General features: G+C 68.5%; 1 protein-coding gene. It reads right to left on the bottom strand.

Going from position 1 to position 1052, the window contains the following annotated elements; all coding sequences use genetic code 11:
* Positions 1–952: IS481 family transposase (locus tag ABZ027_RS43180; protein ID WP_356778605.1), on the bottom strand; the 952-nt coding region annotated here is incomplete at its 3' end.
* Positions 953–1052: the final 100 nt, after the last annotated feature.

Here is a 1052-nt window from a genome sequence, read left to right as displayed (position 1 = left end):
TGTATTGACCCGCAGGGTTGTTCACGCGGGTGATGGGTGGCTGGCCGCCGAGTGCGGTGTGGCAGCGGTGGTGGTTGTAGGTGTGCAGGAAGTCTGCCAGGGCTGCGGTGCGTTCGGTGTTGCTGGTGTAGGGCCGTAGGTAGGCCCATTCGTCGAGCAGGGTGCGGTTGAAGCGTTCGACCTTGCCGTTGGTCTGCGGCCGGTAGGCCCGGGTGAGCTTGCCGGCCGCGCCCAGGTCGGCCAGGGCTTGGCGCCAGGCGAAGCTTTTGCGGTAGGGCCAGGCGTTGTCGGTCAGGACACGCTCGATGCGGTCGATGCCTGAGGCTGCGAAGAAGGCTGCTGCCCGGCGCAGGAAGCTGGCGCAGGTGGCGGCCTTCTCGTCCTGATGGACCTCGCTGTAGGCGAGGCGGGAGTGGTCGTCGACGGCGGAGTGGATGAAGTCGAAGCCCATGCTGCTGCGCCGGGTGCGGCCGGCCTGGCGGCCCAGGACCTTGTGCCCGCCGCCGTCCGGGATCCGGCCGAGTTTCTTGACGTCCACGTGGATGAGTTCGCCGGGGCGGTCGCGCTCGTAGCGGCGGATGACCTGGCCGGTGGGCCGGTCCAAAAAGGCCAGGCGGTTGAGGCCATGACGGACCAGGACGCGGTGCACGGTCGAGGCGGGCAGGCCCAGGATCGGACCGATGCGGGCCGGGCCGAGCTTGCGGTCCTGGCGAAGACGGCACACGCGCGCCTCGATCGCCCCTGCCGTGCGGTGCGGCGTCGAGCGCGGACGGCTGGACCGATCGTGCAGTCCTTGCTCGCCCTCTGCCTGCCAGCGGCGTATCCACTTGTGCGCGGTGACGCGGGAGATGCCCATCTCGGCGGCAACATGGGCGACAGGGCGGCCGGAACGGACACGATCGACCAGCAGCCGCCTGCCGTGAACGGTCAGCCGGGCATTACGGTGGAACACGAAGGCCTCCGTGCGGTGAAGATTCGACACCTCCACCACACACGGAGGCCTTCGCCATGATCAAGCCCGGCCAGCGTTAACAACGCTCGTGATCAATACA

The organism is Streptomyces sp. NPDC006332 (assembly GCF_040612855.1).
Lineage (GTDB): Bacteria > Actinomycetota > Actinomycetes > Streptomycetales > Streptomycetaceae > Streptomyces.
Note: the sequence above shows the minus strand (reverse complement) of the source record. Positions and strands in the feature narration are given on the sequence as shown.